Below are 18,390 nucleotides of genomic sequence, written 5' to 3'. Positions count from 1 at the left end.
GTTTTTTTGTCCTGTTGTCTTTTATTCTTCCCGTCGCTTTTTCCGCCGATACACAAACTCTGAAACCAGGATACTGATCTCATAGAGCAGAATAAGCGGCCCCGCAAGCATGAGTTGAGTAAAAATATCCGGTGGTGTGACCATGGCAGCAATGATAAAAATCGTAACAATACCATAGGCGCGTTTTTTCTTTAAAAACTCGGGATTTAAAATACCGATACGGGTTAAAAAATAGGATAAAACGGGCAGTTCGAAAACAATACCGAATACCAGAACCAGTGTTACCACAAATCCGAGATATTTACTTATTGTAATATTGGCTTCCAGAAAATCCGTTTGAAAGCCGAGTAAAAAGTTCAAACCGAAACCGATAATAATTTTAAAAGCAAACAACGCACCGACCAGAAAGCAGAGCACCGTAAAAAAAACAATAGGAGGTACCAATTTTCGTTCTTTATCCAAAAGTCCCGGCACCACAAATCGCCAAAACTCCCATGCCACATAAGGAAGCGCCAAAATCAATCCGGCAAAAATAGAAACCTTGATGTAGGTCATAAAGCCTTCAGCAGGCGCCAGGTAAATAAGCTTCAAGTCCGGTGGACCGGCGCTTTTAAGCAGAGTAACAATTTCCTCTGAAAAGAAAAAACAAACAACCGCGGCAAGGACAATCGAGGTGATGCTGCGCAGCAACATCCAGCGCAGTTCTTCCAGATGATCCAGAAACGGCATGGTCTTGTCATCATCATTCTTTGTTTCTTTAGATTTCTTTTCCGGCCCCGTTTCATTTTCAGTTCCAGCAGCCGATTCATCCGTCGATGAATCATTTGCCTCCGAATAAGGATCCTGTTCAGGATTTTGTTCTGAATCCGCCGAGTTTTGGTTTTCCGGTTGTTCTTCTGGCTCTTCCGGATTATCATATTTATTTTTATCATCTGCCATATCTGTATCCCAAAGTTAAATACCAATAAAACACCCCCTGCTTTTTATGAAAACAAGGGGTTAAAATATTAATATGATTACTTAAAATCAAGTTAAAACTCAAGCCCTGAAAAACCCAAAAAGGCAATAGACATCAAACCAGCCACGATAAAAGCCAGCGGTACTCCTCTGACAGCCCGGGGTACATCTGCCAATTCCAGTTTCTCACGAATCCCGGCCATCAAAACCAGGGCAAGAGTAAAACCGATTCCTGCAGAAAAACCATGAACAATGCTTTCAATGAAAGTATAGCTTTCATCAAGATTCAGCAAAGCCACCCCCAATATTGCGCAATTGGTTGTAATCAGCGGCAGATAAATTCCCAATGATTTATACAATGCCGGACTTGTTTTTTGAATGACCATCTCTACAAATTGCACCAGAGAAGCAATGACAAGTATAAACGCAATGGTTTTCAGAAACACGAGATCCGGATAGGTATCCAGATTAAAAATATGATAAAAGATATTGGATGAGGTTGGCGCCAATAAAAAGGTATAAATTAACCAGGTTACCGTAGACGCCAGAGTCATTACAAACGTGACCGCCGCACCCATGCCGATCGCGGAATCCAGTTGTTTGGAAACGCCGATATAGGGACAAATTCCAAGGAACCGGGAAAAAACAAAGTTATTGATAAATATAACACCGACCGATATCAGTAAAAGATTTTGGATATCCATTTCTTCCTCTCTGCTCAAGAGTTTTTATTTGTTGCGCGTTGTTCCAGCCAGTTGAGAAAAACCAGTACAAACCCAATAGTTAAAAATGCACCGGGAGGCAGTATCATGATTAAAACTTTAAGATCCGATACGAGCGGCACTCCAAAAAGACTGCCGTTGCCCAGGAATTCACGGATGGTTCCCAACAGGACAAGGGCGGCGGTAAAACCGACTCCCATTCCCAATCCGTCCAGAAAGGACAATCCGACGGAATTTTTGCCGGCAAATGCTTCTGCGCGTCCGAGAATCATACAATTGACCACAATCAGCGGGACGAAAATTCCCAGCTCTTTATGCAGTGCCGGTAAAAACCCGGCCATCACCAGATCAACAATGGTCACAAATGTAGCAATCACAACAATATAAATGGGAATTCTGATTTTCGGCGGGACAATGCCCCGGATCAACGAAATCAATAAATTCGAGCAGATCAGTACAAAGGTAGCCGCCAGTCCCATGCCCAGCCCACCCTGCACGGAATTGGTCACAGCCAAAGTCGGACATAATCCAAGCGCCTGTTTAAACACAGGATTATCTTTATAAATACCTTTGGTAAATTCGTTCAGCATAGCCTGACCATCCTTTGAGTTTATTGTCTGCGTTGTTGTAAAAGCTGCTCATAGCCTTCAGTAACAGAGCGGGTCACCGCTTGTGAGGATATCGTGGCGCCGGTTATAGCCTGGATGGAACCGCCGTTTTGTTCAAGCGCCACTGAATCCGCATCAAGACCGATAAACTGTTGCTGAAACCAGGGTTTTTCTTCTCCATACTTGACTTCTTCAATGCGGGTGCCCAGTCCGGGGGTCTCGGTCTGACTTAGCACTTTCATGCCCACGATAGTTCCCGTTGTATCCACGCCCACCATGGTCTCAATCATACTGGAATACCCGGCGCCTTTGGCAATATAAGCATAAGCTTTGGGCTTTTTAGCAGAATCAGAGTCAAAGGCCATATAGTAAGACAAATCATTATTTGAATTTCCTGATTCCACAGACTCTGCATCGGTATTCGGCAAAGCGGTGTTCAGCGCCTGTTCTACCGCCATTGCTTTTTGTTCGTCGATACGGGGTTTGGCCACGGAATACACACCGGCCAGTGCTGTTGCTGCAATAGCTGTGATAACCATAAGCAAACCGCCGAGTTTGATCATTTCACTCATTTCTTCTTCCGACCTCCAAAGATCTTGGGTTGCGTGTAGCGATCCAGTAAAGGAGCTACCAGATTCATCAGCAGTATAGAATAAGATACACCTTCCGGGTATCCGCCATAACGGCGTATAATAAACGTGATGACACCACAACCGATACCAAAATAAATACGTCCCCGAAACGTGACCGGAGAAGTAACCATATCTGTAGCCATATAAAAGGCGCCCAAGATGAGTCCGCCTGAAAATAATGCAAACAGCACGTTACCACCAAAATAGGAATCCGGTGCGCCGAAAATCCAGCTCAGGACCGCGACCGTACCAATATAAAAAAACGGAATTTTCCACCCGATATAGCGTTTATACATCAGAAAAGCAGCGCCCAGCAGCAGCAGCGCTGCAGACGTCTCCCCGATACAGCCGCCGATTTTGCCCCAGAACAAACCTTCTATGGAATCGTACAATTTTCCCAGCGCTTCATTGGCCTGCTGGACTTTTTCGATGGAATATTGGGACGAATTGGCGAGTATTTCATGTGAGCTCTTGTAGACATTCAGCGGAGTGGCGCTGGTCATCATATCAATTCCCGAAACTGTGCCGCCCTGCGGAACAGCTTTATCAAACACAGTCATTTTGGCCGGCCACGACGCCAATAAAAAAGCGCGCCCCAGCAACGCGGGGTTCATCGGGTTATATCCCAGGCCTCCAAAGACCATTTTGCCGACAGCAATTCCAAAAAACGCCCCCACTGCGGGCATCCAGAGAGGCACTTGTACAGATACGTTATAAGACAACAACAGACCGGTCAAAACGGCGCTGCCGTCTGTCACGGTAACCGGTTTTTTCAGCATTTTAGCAATTACAAATTCCGTGATCACAGCGGAAACGATTCCGATCAGCATAATCCACAAGGCTCGGATTCCGAAAAAATAAACCGCCCCGATACCGGCAGGAATAAGACTTGCGGTCACGGTATACATAATCTTGGGCGTAGATTCCTTGATCAGAATATGCGGGGAACTGGAGACAACTAATTTTTTATCCATAGGTCACATTCATTTTAGGTTTCGTAATATAAATTAGCCGGCTTTCTTTTGCTGTTCAATGACTTTGAGTTTTCCAAATTTAACGAGATGCACCAGATTGATATGGGCCGGACAGACATAGCTGCAGGACCCGCATTCGATACAATCCAGAATATGATACGATTTCGCATCGTTATAGCGTTCATGTTTTACAAACTGCCCCAGTGCTTTGGGAACCAATCCCATGGGACAGACATCGACGCAATGAGCGCAGGAGATACATACGGTTTCAGGCGGACGAAAACTCTGCGTTTCTTTCATAGCGATCAGACCCGATGTACCTTTAATGACCGGTGCGTCAAGCGTATATTGTGCCAGCCCCATCATCGGTCCGCCCATAATGAGCTTTCCCATCTCTTCCGTCGGACCGCCGCAGCATTCCAGCACCTCTGCAAACGGGGTGCCAATGCGCACCAAAAGATTTTTGGGTTCTTTGATTGCCGGGCCGGCTACAGAAACGATCCGCTCAATCAGCGGTTTTTTATAGGCAATGGCATCATAGACAGCCGCTGCGGTCCCTACATTCTGAACCACACACCCCACATCCATAGGGAGCCCGCCTGCCGGCACTTTGCGGTTTTTCAGAGCTTTAATCAGCTGCTTTTCCGCGCCCTGGGGATACTTGACCGGGAGACTCGTGACTTTATACGGAAGCCCCAGTTCATTCACTTTTGCTTTCATGACGCGCACAGCATCCGGTTTATTGTTTTCAATACCGATCAAACCGGTCTGCGCGCCCAGTATACGCATAATAAGCTGCAGTCCTTTCAAAACACGTTCCGGTTCTTCGAGCATGAGCCGGTGATCCGCGGTGAGAAACGGTTCGCATTCAGCGCCATTCAGGATGACGGTATCGATCTTTTTATTATCCGGGGGTTTGACTTTGACATGCGTTGGAAAAGTAGCGCCGCCCATTCCGGCCAGACCCGCCGCAGAGATACGCTGTATCATCTCCGCCGTACTCTGTTTCTCGTACTGTTCATCAAACTGAATATCCGGATTCCATTCATCCGCTTGATCGTTTTCAATAATAACAGATAGAACATTTTGACCCAGAGGGTGCGGACGCTTTTCAATCTTTTTGACCTTGCCGGAGATGGTTGCATGTACCGGCGCCGAAACAAATCCGCCTGCTTTGGCGACTACATCCCCGATTTTGACCGTGTCACCGCGCTCCACAACGGGTTGAGCAGGAGCGCCAATATGCTGGGAGACCGGGATTATCGCTGTTTTCGGAGCAGGGCATGTTTCTACTTTCTTCTTTTCGCCCTCGCTCTTGAATTCCGGTGGGTGCACACCGCCTGTAAACGTTTTTTTTCTCAGCAAGCCCAAAACATCTCCTATCAATTTTATATTTTTCTAAAGCTGATCCAGCTCACTCAAAAACTCTTCTTTGGCCTGGAAATTACGGTATACCGATGCAAACCGGACATAGGCAACATCATCGAGCTTTTTCAAGGCTTTCATGACCTGTTCCCCAATGACACGCGAAGATACTTCTTCTGTATTCTGATCCCTGATCTCAAATTCAATCTTGGAAACGAGTTCTTCGATATCCAAAGTAGAGATCGGGCGTTTGGTGCATGCATTTTGTATTCCGCGCAACAATTTCTCACGGTTAAACTCTTCCCGTGTACCATCCTGTTTCACAATCCGCAGGGGAATTTCATCAACAGTCTCTCGCGTGGTAAAGCGTCTGTTGCATTTCAGACAGCGCCGCCGCCTTCTGATTGACCGCCCCTCATCCCGGGTACGCGAATCAATCACTTTGGTATCATGATAATTACAGAATGGACATCTCATATTCACACTATTATTTTAATCATAAAGCGGGAATTGCTCACAGAGTTCGTTGACTTGTTTTCTTATGCGTTGTTGTACATTTGAGCTCGAAATATTTGACAGTACAGTGTCAATCATTTCTGCGACCTTTCTCATCTCTTCTTCCTCCATGCCCCGGGTGGTCAAGGCAGGAGTGCCCAGCCGGATACCGCTGGTCACAAAAGGACTTTGATCATCAAAAGGCACCATATTTTTATTGGCAGTAATGCCGGCTGCCTCCAGTGCAATTTCCGAATCTTTGCCGGTAATTTTATGACTACGAACGTCAAGCAGAACAATATGGGTATCGGTCCCGCCTGAAACCACATGAAACCCCCTATCCATGAGCTCGCGTGCGAGTACCTGGGCATTGCGGATAACCTGTTTTTGATACTCTTTGAATTCAGGCTTTAAAGCTTCCCGAAACGCAACCGCTTTTGCTGCGATCACATGCATCAAAGGACCACCCTGAAATCCTGGAAACACATTAAAATCAACAAGTTCAGAGTATTTTTTAACACGGCCTTTGGGGGTTTTAATGCCCATATCGTTCTCAGCATCCTTACCGATTAATATCATTCCACCCCGGGGGCCTCTTAATGTTTTATGAGTAGTTGTAGTCACCAGATGGCAAAACGGTATCGGACTCTGCAAAAGACCCGCGGCTATCAATCCGGCCGGGTGAGCAATATCGGCCACAACTTTTGCGTCAATGTCGTCTGCTATTTCACGGAACGCTTTATAATCGATTTCACGCGCGTAAGCGCTTGCTCCGGTTATAATCAATTCAGGTTTTTCCTTCAAAGCAATATCTCTAACCTGATCCATATCAATCATGCCGTTTTCAGTGACACCGTAATGCACCATTTCAAAAAAACGGCCGGAAAAGTTAACCGGGCTGCCATGAGTCAAATGTCCGCCGTGCGCCAGGTCCATCCCCATTACTTTTGCACCGGGTTCAACCAGACTGAAAAACGCAGCCATGTTTGCCTGTGCCCCGGAGTGCGGTTGAACATTTGCATGCTCTGCCTTGAACAGTTTTTTTGCGCGGTTACGCGCCAATTCTTCAACCACATCCACATTCTCACAGCCGCCATAGTATCGTTTCCCCGGATACCCTTCCGCATACTTGTTGGTCATCACCTGCCCCATAGCCTGCATCACAGCTGTGCTGGTAAAATTCTCCGACGCTATGAGCTCCAGTGTTGTGTTTTGTCGTTTCTTTTCCTCATTGATGGCTTGATATACATCGGGATCGAACGATTCCAGTTTCATAGTCTTTCCGTTTTAAATGATTGATTCAATTTTATCAACTCGATGTCCGTGCCTTTCTCCCTCAAACTCGGTAGCGAGAAAGATATCTATGATCCGGGCCGCAAGTTCAATGGTTGTGGTGCGGCCTCCCAGAGCAAGTATATTCGCATCATTGTGGCGTCTGGCCATCTCTGCAAGATATTCTGATGTACAGAGAGCAGCACGTACATATTTTACTTTATTTGCAGCGATGCTGATTCCAATTCCGGAACCGCAAACAAGAATTCCGCGCTCACATTCACCGGCTGCGACGGCCTGACCGACCTTGACACCTATATCAGGATAATCAACACGTTCCGGAGAATAACAACCATAATCTTTGTATTCGAGATTTTCTTGTTTCAAAAAATCAATTATTTGCTGCTTCAATTGGAACCCAGCGTGGTCAGATCCAATCGCAATAGACATAACAGATTTCCATGGGTTGGTATATTTCAAAAGCAGAGGAATAACCCGGGTTATTCCTCTGCTTTATATGTTAATAAAGCCACTGATAGCAATCCAGCGTTGCTTTGTCTTTATCAGGATGGAGAAATTTGTCTTCCGTGGTCGGAATTTCGGGTTTTATACTCCGCATGCGTTTTTCGGCTGTATTCGATACGGTCGGATCTACATTCGCTGCGCGTTGATACTGGTTATAAGCCATTTGATAGACAAGTTTGTCATCATAGGTCGAAATCTTTTTCTCACGACTTGCAATACACTTGTCAGCTACAGCAGAATATATTTCACCCTTTACAATATATGCCATACCATAACTCGAATTCATATTGATTGCCTGATTCACCGTATTCATGGCTTTTCGGACCTGATCGATCTCTTTGTAACAGGCGGCCATTTCAGTCATAATACGGGCATTATCCGGTTTCAACGCCAATGCTTTTTCATAGGCGCCAATCGCTTTACGGTATTTACCGTTATATTGATAGGAATTGCCTAAAAATTCAAGGGCATCAAAATCTTCCGGCTTGATTTCCAAAAGATTGGTAAATTTTTCGATTGCAAAATTATAGTCACCTTGCCGATAATAGAGTCTGGCCAGATCGAACATAAGCGCAGTGTCATCAGAACGATTTTCCAATGCCGCTTCCTTGGCTTCGATCACAGCATCAATGTCGCCTGTCGTTTCGAACAGGCTGGCCAATGTGCTTTGAGCATCTGCATCCTGTGGATTGAGTTCAACAATCTTTTGATAGATTTCAATGGCTTGATCAATCCGATCCTCGGTAACCAAAAGCCGGCCTAAATTTTTATAATCCGACATGGGAGGATCATCATCATATTCAATGGCGTTATAATAGGCCTCGATCGCCTCGTCGTTCTGCTGTTGTGCGGAAAGCAACCATCCTTTTGTACGCCAGTAATAGTCATTTTCAGGAAACTTGTCAAGCGCCTCGTTGTAGACAACCAGGGCGCTGTCCGGCTTGTCCAGTTTCATATAGGAATCGCCAAGCTTTCTATAAATGGATTTAAACTCTCCGGCGGTATCCATTTCAGCAGCTGTCCATAAATGCGGAATAGCATCTTTAAAATTCTTGTTCTTGTGATGTTCATTTCCGGTGCTATAGGCTTTCAGCAACTCGTAGCGATAAGCTTTCTGCAATGAATCCTGTTTTGCTTTTTGTCTGGCTTTTTCTTCAGCCGTCAGTTGAGCTTCATCCTTGGTTTGGGTCTCACCCGTTATAGCGCAACCGTAAAAGACAGAGAGGCCGGCAACTGTTACAATTGCCACAACCAGCAGTTTTCTAATAATATTTTTTCCCTTAAGCACGGGCCATCCTCCTACGCATGTGAATATTTTTATTGTAAAAAAATAATTCCAGTATACTTAAACCTCGAAAAAAATGCAAGATATTTTTCGAATTCTTTGTTAAAACAATCTCTGAAACCACTTTTCCGAACTTGTTATGCTTCCCACAAGTCTGTAAATGGTTTCCTGATAACCGTCAGACAGCGATTCATAACGGGTTCCATACTGCACAGCCAGATCAAGTCTTCCCATATTGCTATGAAACGGGAACCCCAGTCCAGCGGATACAAACATCTCTGAAACCGCGTTCCCATTGGGATCCAGAAACGGCAGTTGAGCGATATGGCCACCCATCCGGTAATCAATTCTTTTGTAATAGGGCTCGGTTTGATCCAGAGTATTGAGGTATTCAAGGCCGGCGCTGATCCTCCAGAAATCGGTCATTTCTTGATTTTTATTTCCGTTAATAGAATAATTCGACCATAACTGGTAATAGGCATCAGCAGCAAATGTCAACGTTTTTAACGGCACAGCAACACCGGCTGCAAATGATTGCGGATACCGGCAGTTTTGTTCACTGATATCAAGCGCCACCCCGGTTCCCGGGATGATCTGATTTTCAATCGACAGTTTTGAAGCTGAACTGTAGGTCAATCCAACCGCCAGACTCGTCCAGGGTTCCATATAAAGACCCAGATTATAGGCTAAACCATAGATATGACTCGATATATCATCACTGGAATTGAGATACAGATCTTCGTCAAAGCGGGTTTCCCATATTTCACTAAAAGTGCCAAAATTAAAATTGGCGACCGCAGACAGTGACAACCATTTCAAAGCCTGGATCTGGAATCCGGCATTGGCAGCGGTTAGGCCTCCCTTACCGGTCACCTCGCGCTGATAACTTGCCAGTTCATCTTTAATCTCATAGGACACCATATACTTTGAAGAAGCCAGGGGCTTTAACCCGACAAACGCTCCAAAATATTGTGAGACAGGTACGGCAAATGCGAAACCGGCCGCATTTCCGTTGCGCGTGTAAGCTGATTTCTGATCGAACTGATTATTCACCACCTGATAATCCACACTCAGAGCGATGGTAGTCAGGCCATCCAATTGCAGTGTTGCCGGATTCATTAAATTAAGAGAATGCGGCTCTCGCACAGCAATTCCCGCTCCTCCTCGGCCGGCAGAGGCCACAGACACCGAGTACTCGGGCATACCCAGGCCAAAAGAGGAATAATAGGAATCCGCATGCACGAACCATGCAGCGGCAAGATAGATAACAAATACAAATTGAAGGAACTTCATTCCGAACCTCCTGCTAAAAAGCGATGGTCGGGCGGTAAACTATAGGTAATTTCCAGAGTTGGAGCATGGGCCGTGTCAACCTTGCCGCTGTGAAAATACAATTCCTGGAAATCTCGTCCGGCACTGTTCGGCATTAACAGCAGACCATAATTATCGCGAATATCCAACGTCCAGCGCTGAACGATATGCGATAACAGAGTCAGACCGTTTTCACTGTCGATTGCAAATGTTTCATTGTCGATAAAGGCCACATCCGACGCCATTGAAAAGACAGAATCTTTTTTCACGGTACTGCCATCGGACCAGATGGAATCATTGAGTACTGCAGTGGCGCTGATCGACAACCCTCGTTCCTTTAGAGTCATGCCGCGACTCTGGTCGATATGCAAAGTTAAAAACGCCTGGTGAATCGTGGCGGATTCAGGTATTTCCGAGAAATCAAAACGTAAAAGAGACTTGTATCCACTGGCATTTCCGATACGTAAATAATCAGGCCCCTTGACGATCTGGTTTTCGTTCAACTCATGATCGACATTTAGCAGGCTGGCATCCTGTGAAAGCGCAAGATCCATAGTGTCCTGAGCCTCGCCCGAAGAATCGGGGTAAATGAACTCAACGTACGGGATTGATCCACCGGCATCAGACGAATAAAACTCTACAGCCGGACTGTTGGCGGTGCATTTCAATAACAGCCCTTTGATCACATCGGCTTCATTCTTTTGATCGTTTATCCATTCGCTAATAAAATTTAGGTTCGAAAACGGCAATTCTATCCACGTCGTATCAGAAAAAGTCGCACTCATGGTTTCGATGGGATTAGGGTCATAACCGTCTTTGATGGTTTCCCAATCAACAGTGGCCTCTTCCCAATCGACGGTTATTTCATAAAGAGTAAATTCGACATGTGCGTTTTCCGAATAGACCTGGTTAGAATAAAGATTCAGAGTAGCCTGGGTGATAGCACTGCTATCGAGTGCATAAAGGGTGTTGATATTGATCAGTACGTGCGATGTAAACTCGTCCCGGGCGCCCAGTACAATTGAGGGACTATACCCCGTAACAGGAGCCTCCCAAAAACGGCCTGTTTCAACAGGCTTTAAAGTTATCGGAGGCATCACCCCGCCCCGCTCATCGCGATCGAGTATTTCATCGCCGCCAGGCAGAGGTTGATCAACCGTACAACTCAAGAGCACCCCTAAAATCAAGACAAAAAAAAGTATCTTCATCCGAATTCTCATTTCGTTATGTAAATCTTTTACTTGTTCATTCAACGTTCGACTGTAAATTGAGTTCCTTGCAAGAACTTTGCATTAAAGATTGTAATGAATGAATCCAAACGGAATAACAGCGGATCACCGTGTAAAAGGTAAGACAGAGCCAGTATTCTTTTAATGTTGGTTTCAAAATATTAAAAAAGAAACCCATTTCACCACAGACCAGTGGGAGACGGTCTATAGACAAAAAAGGAGCCTTTCCGGAACTGTCGAAAGATGATTTTATGGTATTCACAGCCGAATCGCTTTCCGTCAGCATCATAGCTGCATGTCAGTCGGCTTGAAACACAATAGATTCTAATGTACAAACTTTTGAAAAAAATTTCAATTATTAAAATGTGTTTTTGCTGTGTATGAATGAAAAAGGGCAATCAGTGATTGCCCTTGATAAACCTGCATTAACCGAATCTTATTATTCTTCTTTCTTGGATTCGGAAGATTTCTTTTGCTGCTCAGCTTTTTCAGAGCGTTTTTGTTTCTTTTTCTCTATACGCTCGGCATGGACACCTTCAAACCCAACCAGTTCGAAAATAGCCAAAGGCGCATTATCGCCTTTTCTATTTCCAAGCTTGATCACCCGGGTATAACCGCCTTGACGGTCCATGTATACCGGTGCAATTTCTTCAAACAATTCTTTGACCAGTTTTTTATCACGGATTGTTTTAAGAACCTGACGTCGTGAGGCCAAATCACCTTTTTTGGCAAAGGTGACAAGCCGTTCAACCACACCGCGAGCTTCCTTTGCTTTAACTGCGGTCGTGACAATTCGTTTATGTTCGATCAAAGACGTGGCCATGTTTGCAAGTGTCGCTTTTCTGTGGCTTGCCGTGCGTCCTAATTTTTTACCCGACTTTAGATGTCTCATTTGATAAAATCCTCTTTGCTTCTGACAAGTTATCTCTACTCTTCGTTGTTTTCGAGATATTTATCGATGTCCATTCCGAAATGTAAGCCTTTTTCTTCAAGCACTTTATTCAGTTCATTCAAAGATTTTCTGCCAAAATTTCTGAACTTTAGCATTTCTTGTTCATCTTTGCAAACCAGATCACCAATGGTATTGATGTTTGCTGCCGTCAGGCAGTTGTGCGATCTCACGGACAACTCGAGTTCATCCACACCCATCTCGAGCAATCTTCTGATCCGCAGTACTTCTTCATCCACATCCTGAGAATCTTCTTCTTCCTGTTCAACGTCAAATCCAATAAACAGTTGAATATGATCTCTCAGAATTTTCCCCGCATAACTGAGCGCATCATCCGGCGGCAGAGTACCATCTGTATGGATTTCAAGGGTCAGCTTTTCATAATCCGTACGCTGTCCCACACGGGTGTTTTCAACATTATAGTTCACCCGCACAACCGGTGAATATATTGAATCGATAGGGATGGTTCCGACGGGCATATCAGAAGATTTATTTTCTTCAGCCGGTATATATCCCCGCCCCTTGCCGATACGCAAGTCCATCTGAAAATCAGCATCTTCATTCAGGGTTGCGATGTGCAAGTCAGGATTCAATACTTCAAATTCGCTGGTGCCACTCTGGATATCGCCGGCTTTGAATTCACCCGGCCCTTTTAAATCCAGAACTACTTTATCCGGGCGTTTTTCAATCGTCTTGACCCGCACCTGCTTCATATTAAGAATAATTTCCGAAACATCTTCGAGAACTCCCGGAATACTCGAAAATTCATGAAGAATCCCCTCGACGCGAAACATCGTTATCGCGACGCCGGGAATAGAAGACAGCAAAACACGTCTCAATGAATTTCCAATAGTATTACCGTATCCTCGTTCTAAAGGCTGGACAATAAATTTCCCATATGTGTTGGTATATGTGGATTCGTCCAGTTCAATGCTTTCGGGCATCTGGAAGTTGGGCAATGCCATAAACAAACTCCAATATATTTAATGGTGGTATCGATCTTGTTATTTTGAGTAAAGCTCGACAACCAATTGTTCATTAACATTTATAGGTATTTCCTCGCGATCAGGAACTTGAAGGAAATTGCCTTTCATATTCGCTTTATCCAACTCGAGCCAGGGTACCATTTTTCCTTCACGCACACGTTTCATAGAGTCATGAAACACATCCATTTGTCGGCTTTTTTCAATCACCTGGACAAGATCACCGGGTTTTACCTGGATTGAAGGGATATCCACCCGCTTGCCGTTCAGGGTAAAATGGCGGTGTTTAACCAATTGACGCGCTGCATCCCGTGAGGACGCCAGGCCCAGCCGGTATACTACGTTGTCAAGCCGGCATTCAAGAAGTTTTAAAAGGTTTTCACCTGTAACGCCTTTTCGCTTGTCAGCTTTTTCAAAATAGTTATGAAACTGATTTTCGAACAAGCCGTACATTCTTTTCAGTTTTTGCTTTTCACGAAGCTGTATCGCATACTCGGACTGTTTAAATCGTCTTTTTTGTCCGTGTTCTCCCGGTGCATACCCTTTTTTGTCGAATGTGCACTTGTTGGTACTGCACTTTACACCTTTAAGAAATAATTTCATTCCTTCGCGTCGGCATAACTTGCAATCAGCACCAGTATGTCTTGCCATATAGTAAATCCTCCATCTGCAATCATACTCCAGTCGATCGGCTGAAGAATATTATACTGTTAGATTAATATCAATTATACTCGTCTTCGTTTAGGCGGACGGCAACCGTTATGGGGAATCGGTGTAACGTCGCGGATTGCGGTAATCTCCAAGCCGGCAGCCTGCAAAGCGCGAACGGCAGCTTCACGACCCGAGCCAGGACCTTTTACCTGTACTTCAACTCGCTTTAATCCCATAGTAATGGCTTCTTTTGCCGCATTCTCAGCAGCGACCTGAGATGCAAATGGTGTGCTTTTTCGGGATCCTTTGAATCCGCAGCGTCCTGATGTGGACCATGAGATCACATTACCATACACATCTGAAAGTGTGACATTGGCATTGTTAAATGTCACCTTGATATGAGCGATACCATTCGCCTCGACTTTTTCTTTCTTTTTCGTTACACGTGTTTTTCTTTTAGGACTCAACGAACACCTCGTCTGTATTTAAAAACCATGTTATTTCCTTTTTGCGCCTACATTTGATTTCTTTCGTCCACGAACCGTCTGTGCGTTGGTATGAGTGCGCTGACCTCTGCAAGGGAGACGCCGACGATGGCGCAAACCGCGATAGCACCCGATGTCCATCAGCCGCTTGATGTTCATTTGAACTTCACTCCGCAGCGAGCCTTCCACCTTGTAATTCTCGGTGATTTCATCACGGATCTTGGCGATTTGCTCACTACTCATATCCTGCACTCGAACGTTGGTATCCACGCCGGTGGTTTCGAGTATCTGCTTCGAAGAAGAGATACCAATCCCGGTGATATAAGTTAACGCGACTTCAATTCGCTTTTCTTTTGGTAAATCTACACCAGATATACGAGCCAAAGCATTCTCCTTTTAGCTTGAAATTAACCTTGACGTTGTTTATGTCTTGGATTTCTTTTGCAGATAATGCGTACAACACCTTTTCGGCGAATAACTCTGCAATATTCGCACTGTTTTTTAACAGAAGCTTGAACTTTCATGTCTCTGTCCTCTTATTTGTAACGGTACGTGATCCGCCCTCGACTCAGGTCATAAGGTGACAACTCGACTGTCACCTTGTCGCCCGGGAGTATTTTAATAAAATGCATACGCATTTTCCCGGAAATATGAGCAAGAATCTCGTGACCATTTTCCAATTCGACTTTAAAAGTCGCATTGGGCAATGTTTCCAGGATCGTTCCGTCAATCTTTATTCCGTCTTTTTTTGCCATAGTTTAAAGTCCAGCTGTTAAGATTTCAGCTTTATCGTGTTTAACAACAATGTCGTGTTCAAAGTGGGCAGAAGGTTTCCCATCTGCAGTAACGACCGTCCATCCGTCATCAAGGGTTTCAACCTCGAACGTACCCAGATTAATCATGGGTTCAATAGCAAAAACCATTCCTTCTTTCAAGCGAGGTCCCTGACCGGCTGGGCCGTAATTTTTGATTTGGGGTTCTTCGTGCATTTGGGTTCCAATCCCGTGCCCGACCAAATCTCTTACGACAGAAAAACCGGCTTGTTCCACATGGGTTTGAATCGCATGTCCTATATCACTCAGTCGATTTCCGACATGAGCCTGTTCAATCGCGAGACCAAGCGACTCCTGGGTTACCTGCACAAGCAGCTGAACCTCTTCCGGGATATTTCCCACAATGAATGTTTTGGCAGCATCACCAAAATAACCATCGAGTTCCACGCCAACATCAACGCTGACAATATCACCATTCTTGATTTTCCGGTTCCCGGGAATTCCATGGACAACCTGCTCATTGATTGAAATACAGCTGCTTGCAGGAAATCCTTGAAATCCTTTAAAGGCGGGCCGAGCTGCCCGGGAATAAATCAACTCTGCAATTTCTTCATCCAGTTCCCGGGTTTCAAGGCCGGCCGTTATTCGCGTTTTAGCAAGGTTTAACGCGTCCACAACCAGCTGCGCACTTTTTCGCAGCTTTACAATTTCCTTGTCACTTCTAACAGCAATCATGAACGGGCGGCTAATTTGTCATAAAGAGACACCAAATCACGACGCACGTCTTTGACATCTTGCGAACCGTCAATCGCATACAGTTTCTTTTGTTCACTATAATAATCTTTGAGCGGCTCGGTTTTTTCCTTATAAACCTCGAGACGATTGCGCACGGTTTCTTCTTTATCATCGTCCCGCTGGATAATCATACCGCCGCATTTTTCGCATTTGTTATCTTGGGGCGGAGGGTCCGTGATCATATTGTAATTATAGCCGCATTTGCTGCAGGTGCGTCTGCTGGTCAACCTGCGGATAATTTCTTCTTCGTTCACATCAAAATAGATCACAGCGTCAATACCACTCTCGGCGCCGAGCAGCTTGTCCAGGTCTCTTGCCTGATTCAACGTTCTCGGGAACCCGTCCAGAATGTATCCCGGCTCACAATCCGGTTTTTTCAAACGTTCTTCAATGAGGCCGATAATAATATCATCAGATACCAACTCACCGGCATCCATGATTGCTTTTGCTTTTTTGCCGAGGTCCGTGCCGTCAGCAACCGCTTTACGAAGAATATCACCGGTGGATATTTGCGGTATAGCGTATTTTTCGGACAAATATCCGGCCTGCGTTCCTTTTCCGGATCCGGGTGCGCCTAAAAATATCAACTTCATAAAATAAATCCTTTATTAGAATCGTTTTCTTCCACGAATTTTACCACTTTTCATAAAACCGTCGTAATGACGCATCAACAAGTGCGATTCAACCTGCTGCAGTGTATCCAAAGCAACACCAACTATAATAAGCAGTGACGTGCCGCCGTAAAAACTGGTAAAATTATAAGAAACGCCGGTCACCGAAGCGAGCACCCAAGGCAATACAGCAATGATCGCAAGCATAATAGAGCCCGGCAGAGTAATACGTGTTAAAATATTATCGATAAATTCAGAGGTCTTTTTACCAGGCCGTACACCCGGAATAAAACCGCCTTGCTTTTTCATGTTATCCGCAACGTCCACCGGATTAAAGGCTATAGCTGTGTAAAAATAAGTGAAAAAGACTATCATCAATCCATAAATCAGCCAGTAAACCCAGGACGAATAATCAAAGGCGCGTGTCACACTCATCCAGAAATTGCTGTCCGGGAAAAAAGTCGCAACGGTCTGCGGCACAAAGAGAATAGACTGGGCAAATATGATAGGCATCACACCGGCTGTGTTGACACGCAGCGGAATATGTGTACTCTGTCCGCCGTATATTTTTCTCCCGACGACCCGCTTTGCATACTGGACCGGAATTTTCCGGGTTCCCTGCGTGAGGGCCACCGTTCCGGCTACAGTAACAAAAAATACAACAAAAAGCGCGATCTCGGTCAGAATAGTCCGGTTGCCACTGACAACCTGCTGGATTTCATCGAGAATTGAATTGGGCATTCTGGCGATAATACCAGTAAAAATGATGAGAGAAATACCATTCCCGATACCCTTTTCAGTGATCATTTCACCGAGCCACATAATCAAAACGGTTCCAGAGGTCAAAGTTAGTACTGTTAACAATCTGAACCCCATGCCGGGAAACGGCACAACCATTTGTCCCGTGGCTGTAGTTCCGATGCGTTCCAAAAAGATGCTGACACCCCAGGACTGCATAAAAGCGATCAATACCGTGCCGTAGCGGGTCAGCTGCATGATTTTTTTACGTCCCTGCTCGCCTTCTTTTTGCAGCTTTTGGAAATAAGGCACTACCGCACCAAGCAGCTGAATAATAATGGATGCGGAAATATACGGCATAATACCCAACGCAAAAATAGTGGCGCGTCTAAAAGCGCCGCCGGCGAACAAATCGTATAAACCGAGAAGCCCTCGTTGCGATTGCTCAAAGTATTCTATCAATGCCTGGGCATTGATCCCGGGGGTAGGAATATGACCACCAATACGGTACACAATAATGATCATAAACGTGAACAGAATCTTGCGTTTCAACTCCGGAATTTTAAATACGCTTTTTATACTGTCCATCATAGTATATTAGTCCTCCCACCAGCAGCGGTGATTTTTTCTACCGCAGATTTGCTAAAGGCATTGGCCGTCACATCGATTTTTTTCGAACATTCACCTTCGCCCAATATCTTGACCGGCTGGTTCTTTTTGGAGATCAGTCCGTTTTCAAGCAAAACATCCGGGTTTATGGTATCAGCCTTTATTCTGGCCAAATCCTCAACGTTAATCACCTGATATTCAATACGATTTCGGTTTTTAAAACCGCGTTTTGGTAACCGGCGTTGGATAGGCATTTGACCGCCCTCAAACCACAATCTTCTCTTGGCGCCTGAACGGGATCTCTGTCCATTTTGCCCTTTACCGGAAGTTCCACCACGAGCGCCACCGCGTCCGATACGCTTTGCTTTCTTGTGCGCTCCTTCAGAATATTTTAAAGTAGATAAATCCATTTAAGCCTCAA

At 45.1% G+C, this 18,390-nt stretch carries 23 protein-coding genes; all 23 read right to left on the bottom strand.

From position 1 onward, the window contains the following. Window positions 1–21: 21 nt before the first annotated feature. The 23 genes from tatC to rplO all read right to left on the bottom strand — a co-directional run bounded on the left by tatC (window position 22) and on the right by rplO (window position 18,379). The gene (gene tatC, locus U5R06_09210; GenBank protein MDZ7722961.1) at window positions 22–939 is read right to left on the bottom strand and encodes a twin-arginine translocase subunit TatC; all 918 of its coding nucleotides are present in this window, start codon (window positions 937–939) and stop codon (window positions 22–24) included. Window positions 940–1,031: 92 nt separating this feature from the next. Continuing rightward, entirely contained in the window at window positions 1,032–1,661 is a 630-nt protein-coding gene (rsxA, locus tag U5R06_09205) for an electron transport complex subunit RsxA (GenBank protein ID MDZ7722960.1), read from the bottom strand. A gap of 14 nt (window positions 1,662–1,675) precedes the next feature. Beyond that, window positions 1,676–2,269: an electron transport complex subunit E gene (locus U5R06_09200; protein ID MDZ7722959.1), complete on the bottom strand. Its 594-nt coding sequence runs from the start codon at window positions 2,267–2,269 to the stop codon at window positions 1,676–1,678. Between the two features lie 20 nt (window positions 2,270–2,289). Next, window positions 2,290–2,859, bottom strand: a complete 570-nt coding sequence (locus U5R06_09195; GenBank protein ID MDZ7722958.1) for an RnfABCDGE type electron transport complex subunit G — start codon at window positions 2,857–2,859, stop codon at window positions 2,290–2,292. Next, the gene (locus U5R06_09190) at window positions 2,856–3,893 is read right to left on the bottom strand and encodes an RnfABCDGE type electron transport complex subunit D (GenBank protein MDZ7722957.1); all 1,038 of its coding nucleotides are present in this window, start codon (window positions 3,891–3,893) and stop codon (window positions 2,856–2,858) included. Before U5R06_09190 ends, U5R06_09195 begins: the two co-directional genes overlap by 4 nt. 33 nt (window positions 3,894–3,926) lie before the next feature. Beyond that, on the bottom strand, window positions 3,927–5,258 hold the full coding sequence (gene rsxC / locus U5R06_09185; protein MDZ7722956.1) for an electron transport complex subunit RsxC: 1,332 nt from the start codon (window positions 5,256–5,258) through the stop codon (window positions 3,927–3,929). 33 nt (window positions 5,259–5,291) lie between these two features. Continuing rightward, a complete protein-coding gene (nrdR, locus tag U5R06_09180; GenBank protein MDZ7722955.1) occupies window positions 5,292–5,735 on the bottom strand; it encodes a transcriptional regulator NrdR in 444 nt (147 codons plus the stop codon). A gap of 15 nt (window positions 5,736–5,750) precedes the next feature. Then, on the bottom strand, window positions 5,751–7,028 hold the full coding sequence (gene glyA, locus U5R06_09175; GenBank protein MDZ7722954.1) for a serine hydroxymethyltransferase: 1,278 nt from the start codon (window positions 7,026–7,028) through the stop codon (window positions 5,751–5,753). 12 nt (window positions 7,029–7,040) lie between these two features. Continuing rightward, window positions 7,041–7,475 carry a ribose 5-phosphate isomerase B gene (rpiB, locus tag U5R06_09170; GenBank protein MDZ7722953.1) on the bottom strand — a complete coding sequence of 145 codons (435 nt, stop codon included), beginning with the start codon at window positions 7,473–7,475 and terminating at the stop codon, window positions 7,041–7,043. A 70-nt stretch (window positions 7,476–7,545) separates the two neighbouring features. Further along, complete coding sequence (locus tag U5R06_09165) at window positions 7,546–8,838, bottom strand: tetratricopeptide repeat protein (protein MDZ7722952.1); 1,293 nt, start codon at window positions 8,836–8,838, stop codon at window positions 7,546–7,548. A gap of 99 nt (window positions 8,839–8,937) precedes the next feature. Further along, window positions 8,938–10,128 carry a hypothetical protein gene (locus tag U5R06_09160; protein MDZ7722951.1) on the bottom strand — a complete coding sequence of 397 codons (1,191 nt, stop codon included), beginning with the start codon at window positions 10,126–10,128 and terminating at the stop codon, window positions 8,938–8,940. Then, window positions 10,125–11,354 carry a DNRLRE domain-containing protein gene (locus tag U5R06_09155; GenBank protein MDZ7722950.1) on the bottom strand — a complete coding sequence of 410 codons (1,230 nt, stop codon included), beginning with the start codon at window positions 11,352–11,354 and terminating at the stop codon, window positions 10,125–10,127. Before U5R06_09155 ends, U5R06_09160 begins: the two co-directional genes overlap by 4 nt. 460 nt (window positions 11,355–11,814) lie before the next feature. Further along, on the bottom strand, window positions 11,815–12,267 hold the full coding sequence (rplQ, locus tag U5R06_09150; GenBank protein ID MDZ7722949.1) for a 50S ribosomal protein L17: 453 nt from the start codon (window positions 12,265–12,267) through the stop codon (window positions 11,815–11,817). A 35-nt stretch (window positions 12,268–12,302) separates the two neighbouring features. Continuing rightward, the gene (locus U5R06_09145) at window positions 12,303–13,289 is read right to left on the bottom strand and encodes a DNA-directed RNA polymerase subunit alpha (GenBank protein ID MDZ7722948.1); all 987 of its coding nucleotides are present in this window, start codon (window positions 13,287–13,289) and stop codon (window positions 12,303–12,305) included. Between the two features lie 39 nt (window positions 13,290–13,328). Then, window positions 13,329–13,958 (bottom strand): 30S ribosomal protein S4, encoded by a 630-nt coding sequence (rpsD, locus tag U5R06_09140; protein ID MDZ7722947.1) that lies wholly within the window; start codon window positions 13,956–13,958, stop codon window positions 13,329–13,331. Between the two features lie 74 nt (window positions 13,959–14,032). Next, window positions 14,033–14,425, bottom strand: a complete 393-nt coding sequence (gene rpsK, locus U5R06_09135; GenBank protein MDZ7722946.1) for a 30S ribosomal protein S11 — start codon at window positions 14,423–14,425, stop codon at window positions 14,033–14,035. A 30-nt stretch (window positions 14,426–14,455) separates the two neighbouring features. Next, window positions 14,456–14,827, bottom strand: coding sequence for a 30S ribosomal protein S13 (gene rpsM, locus U5R06_09130; GenBank protein ID MDZ7722945.1), 372 nt, complete (start codon window positions 14,825–14,827; stop codon window positions 14,456–14,458). 23 nt (window positions 14,828–14,850) lie between these two features. After that, window positions 14,851–14,967: a 50S ribosomal protein L36 gene (rpmJ, locus tag U5R06_09125; protein MDZ7722944.1), complete on the bottom strand. Its 117-nt coding sequence runs from the start codon at window positions 14,965–14,967 to the stop codon at window positions 14,851–14,853. A 12-nt stretch (window positions 14,968–14,979) separates the two neighbouring features. Further along, window positions 14,980–15,198: a translation initiation factor IF-1 gene (gene infA, locus U5R06_09120; GenBank protein ID MDZ7722943.1), complete on the bottom strand. Its 219-nt coding sequence runs from the start codon at window positions 15,196–15,198 to the stop codon at window positions 14,980–14,982. 3 nt (window positions 15,199–15,201) lie between these two features. Next, window positions 15,202–15,951: a type I methionyl aminopeptidase gene (map, locus tag U5R06_09115; protein MDZ7722942.1), complete on the bottom strand. Its 750-nt coding sequence runs from the start codon at window positions 15,949–15,951 to the stop codon at window positions 15,202–15,204. Then, on the bottom strand, window positions 15,948–16,604 hold the full coding sequence (locus tag U5R06_09110; GenBank protein ID MDZ7722941.1) for an adenylate kinase: 657 nt from the start codon (window positions 16,602–16,604) through the stop codon (window positions 15,948–15,950). The genes map and U5R06_09110 overlap by 4 nt, the downstream gene beginning before the upstream one ends. A 15-nt stretch (window positions 16,605–16,619) precedes the next feature. Further along, window positions 16,620–17,951, bottom strand: a complete 1,332-nt coding sequence (secY, locus tag U5R06_09105) for a preprotein translocase subunit SecY (protein MDZ7722940.1) — start codon at window positions 17,949–17,951, stop codon at window positions 16,620–16,622. Beyond that, the gene (rplO, locus tag U5R06_09100; GenBank protein ID MDZ7722939.1) at window positions 17,948–18,379 is read right to left on the bottom strand and encodes a 50S ribosomal protein L15; all 432 of its coding nucleotides are present in this window, start codon (window positions 18,377–18,379) and stop codon (window positions 17,948–17,950) included. The genes secY and rplO overlap by 4 nt, the downstream gene beginning before the upstream one ends. Window positions 18,380–18,390 lie beyond the last annotated feature (11 nt).

The organism is candidate division KSB1 bacterium, assembly GCA_034521575.1.
GTDB lineage: Bacteria > Zhuqueibacterota > Zhuqueibacteria > Residuimicrobiales > Krinioviventaceae > JAXHMJ01.
The sequence above is the reverse complement of the archived record's forward strand: the minus strand, read 5'-3'. Positions and strand labels throughout refer to the sequence as shown.